Origin of the sequence: Plantactinospora alkalitolerans (genome assembly GCF_015690345.1) — a bacterium.
Taxonomy (GTDB): domain Bacteria; phylum Actinomycetota; class Actinomycetes; order Mycobacteriales; family Micromonosporaceae; genus Plantactinospora; species Plantactinospora alkalitolerans.
Window position 1 is genome coordinate 1 of sequence record NZ_JADPUN010000414.1, and the last position, 3125, is coordinate 3125.

Consider the following 3125-nt stretch of genomic DNA (forward strand, 5'->3'; position numbering starts at 1 on the left):
CACACCCCCCGTGCCGTGCCACTGTCACGCGCGTGAACACTGCCAGTGCCCACCGGCCTGAGACTTCAACCCCCGGCACGACCGCAAGCGGCCTCACCCCGACCCCCGCCAGTGGGGATGTCGTCTCAAACAACACTGATGTAGTTTGGTGTCCGGTTGTCAGGCTACCGCAGCGTGCTACGCATTCCGAGCAACGCGCTGCCGATCCGCACATGTGTCGCGCCGTAGGCGACCGCCGCCTCCAGGTCACCGCTCATCCCGGCCGAGACGACCACCGCACCCGGATACCCGTCCCGCAGCCCGGCGGCGATCTCGGCCAACCCGGCGAACGCCCGCTCCGGATCCCAGCCCAGCGGCGCCACCGCCATCACTCCGGCCAGGCGCAACGCCGCCCGCCCGGCGATCTCGGTGGCCACCGCGTCGATCTCCCGGTCCGGATCGTTCCCACCACGCAGCGCTCCGCCCCGTTCGGCGGCACCGTCCAGGTTGACCTGGACCAGCACCTCCAGCGGCCGGTCGCGGTGCCGCTGCGCCGCGTCGGCGAGAGCACCGGCCAGCCGTACGCTGTCGACCGAGTGGACCAGGTCGGCGTACCGCACCACCGAACGGGCCTTGTTGCGCTGCAACTGCCCGACGAAGTGCCACCGCACCCGGCCACCGGCCGACGCCACCTCGGCCGCCTTGGACGCCGCCTCCTGGTCGCGGTTCTCGCCCACGTCCAGGACACCCAGGTCGGCCAGCAGGCAGACGTCGCTGGCCGGATACGTCTTGGTCACCGCGACCATGGTGACCTCGGCCGGGTCCCGGCCGGCCGCGGCGCAGGCCGCGTCGATCCGGGACCGGACCCGGGCCAGGTTGGCCGCGAGCTGCGCCCGACGCTCGTCCGGCGCCGGGAGGGGTGCTTCGCTCATCTGCGGAGTTCAGGAACCGTTCTTGAGAAAGTCGGGCACGTCCACGTCGTCGAAGAGCACCCGGCGCGGCGCCTGGGCCGGCGGCGACACCGGCGGCGGCGAGACCGGAACGGTGGTGTGCGGCGCCGTCGGCGCGCTGGCCTTGCGGGGCGGGTCGGCCGGCTTGTACGCCGGAGTTCCGCCGTCGAAGCCAGCGGCGATCACGGTCACCCGGACCTCGTCGCCGAGCGCGTCGTCGATCACCGCGCCGAAGATGATGTTCGCGTCCGGATGGGCGGCGTCGGTGACCAGTTGCGCCGCGTCGTTGATCTCGAAGAGACCGAGATCGGAGCCGCCGGCGATGGAGAGCAGTACACCCCGGGCACCGTCCATGCTCTGCTCGAGCAACGGGCTGGAGATGGCCGCCTCGGCCGCCTCCACCGCCCGGTTGTCCCCTCGGGCACTGCCGATACCCATCAGCGCGCTGCCCGCGCCGCTCATCACGCTCTTCACGTCCGCGAAGTCCAGGTTGATCAGACCCGGCGTGGTGATCAGGTCGGTGATCCCCTGAACACCGGAGAGCAGCACCTGGTCGGCCTGCCGGAACGCGTCCATCATGCTGATGCCGCGATCGCCGAGGGCCAGCAGCCGGTCGTTCGGGATCACGATCAGGGTGTCGCACTGGTTGCGCAACTCGTCGATGCCGGCCTCGGCCTGGACCTGGCGACGCTTGCCCTCGAACGAGAACGGCCGGGTCACCACGCCGATGGTCAGCGCGCCGAGCTTGCGGGCGATGTTCGCCACCACCGGAGCACCGCCGGTGCCCGTGCCGCCGCCCTCACCACAGGTGACGAAGACCATGTCGGCGCCCTTGAGCACCTCCTCGATCTCGTCGCGGTGGTCCTCGGCGGCGTTCTTGCCCACGTCGGGATTGGCGCCGGCGCCCAGGCCCCGGGTCAGCTCCCGACCCACGTCGAGCTTCACGTCGGCGTCGCTCATCAACAGCGCCTGCGCATCGGTGTTGATCGCGATGAACTCGACGCCCTTGAGTCCGACCTCGATCATCCGGTTCACGGCGTTGACTCCACCGCCGCCGATGCCGACGACCTTGATGACCGCCAGGTAGTTGTGCGGAGGTGTCATCGGGGTCCTTTCCTTCGATCTCGGCGGGGCGCCCACCCCACCCGGCGATCCGGCCGGGGTCGAGGCCGACAACCATTCGGTACGAGGAGGCGAAGGGTAACCCTCACCCTCTACTAGAGGCTTACAGTTATGTCAACTATTTGATCCTCTCGGGGCAACGTATGCGGACGCGAGGCAGGAGCCAAGGACCCGCCCGGCGTGTCGGCACGCCCACCGACAAACGTTGCCGGCGAGCACCCCGGCCGGAGCGTCGGAAAGGATCAGCGGATGGTCACCACGTCCGGGGTCCGGACATCGATGGTGTCGCCCTTGCGGCTCAGCAACGACGTCGCCACCTGAGCCTTCGTGTCGCTGCGCGAGGCGTCGCCCCAGAGCACCGTACGGCCGCCACGCAGCTTCACGGTCATCCGGGCCGGACCCTCCACCACCACCTCGGTGAGCCGTTCCCGCAGCTCCGGGGTCAACGCGGCGAGCACCGCCAGCGCCCCCCTGGTCGCCACGTCGTCGGGACCGGGCGTACCGATCCGGGCCAGGGGCAGTCCCGCCGGGCGGTCGGACCGGGTCTGGAAGACCACCCCGGAACCGTCGATCACGACGAACCGCCGATTCTGCGGCACCACCGCGACCGGGGTCCGTTCGACCAGCTCGACCAGGAGGGTCCGGGGCCACTGTCGGGAAACCGTCACCCTGGCCACCGGGGGCAGCTCGGCCACCCGGGCCCGGACGGCGGCCAGATCGATCCGGGCCAGTGGAACGCCGTCCGACAGCCGCGCCGCCTCGCGTACCTGCTCCGGGGTGACCAGGGCCGCGCCGACGATCCGGAGCGCACGGAAGCCGAACACGGAGGTGCCGTACACGATCCCGGCGCCGACCAGGACGACCACCAGCAACCCGGCGAGCACCGTCCACGGCAACGCGGCGCGCATCCGCCGCTGCCGGGCCCGGGCCGTGAACCGCATGCCAGGCTGACGACCGTCGCGGTGGACGGGCGTCGGTCGGTGGCCGTCCGGGGACCTGCCGGCAGATCGGGGCGATGTCTTCCCGGCATGCTTCGGCGCACCGGTTGGGAAACTCGTGCCTCTACCCGTACAC

Annotated in this window: 3 protein-coding genes; all 3 read right to left on the reverse strand. The window is 70.9% G+C overall.

Annotated elements, in window-relative coordinates; all coding sequences use genetic code 11:
- Positions 1-164: 164 nt before the first annotated feature.
- The 3 genes from I0C86_RS40345 to I0C86_RS40355 all read right to left on the reverse strand — a co-directional run bounded on the left by I0C86_RS40345 (position 165) and on the right by I0C86_RS40355 (position 2992).
- Entirely contained in the window at positions 165-911 is a 747-nt protein-coding gene (locus I0C86_RS40345; RefSeq protein ID WP_196206590.1) for a YggS family pyridoxal phosphate-dependent enzyme, read from the reverse strand.
- A gap of 9 nt (positions 912-920) precedes the next feature.
- Complete coding sequence (gene ftsZ, locus I0C86_RS40350; RefSeq protein ID WP_196206591.1) at positions 921-2033, reverse strand: cell division protein FtsZ; 1113 nt, start codon at positions 2031-2033, stop codon at positions 921-923.
- 260 nt (positions 2034-2293) lie between these two features.
- A complete protein-coding gene (locus tag I0C86_RS40355; RefSeq protein WP_196206592.1) occupies positions 2294-2992 on the reverse strand; it encodes a cell division protein FtsQ/DivIB in 699 nt (232 codons plus the stop codon).
- Positions 2993-3125: the final 133 nt, after the last annotated feature.

Excerpts from the sequence above, each read along its gene's own strand:
- ftsZ (WP_196206591.1), bottom strand. The coding sequence starts at position 2,033 with ATGACACCTCCGCACAACTACCTGGCGGTCATCAAGGTCGTCGGCATC.
- I0C86_RS40355 (WP_196206592.1), bottom strand. The coding sequence starts at position 2,992 with ATGCGGTTCACGGCCCGGGCCCGGCAGCGGCGGATGCGCGCCGCGTTG.
- I0C86_RS40345 (WP_196206590.1), bottom strand. The coding sequence starts at position 911 with ATGAGCGAAGCACCCCTCCCGGCGCCGGACGAGCGTCGGGCGCAGCTC.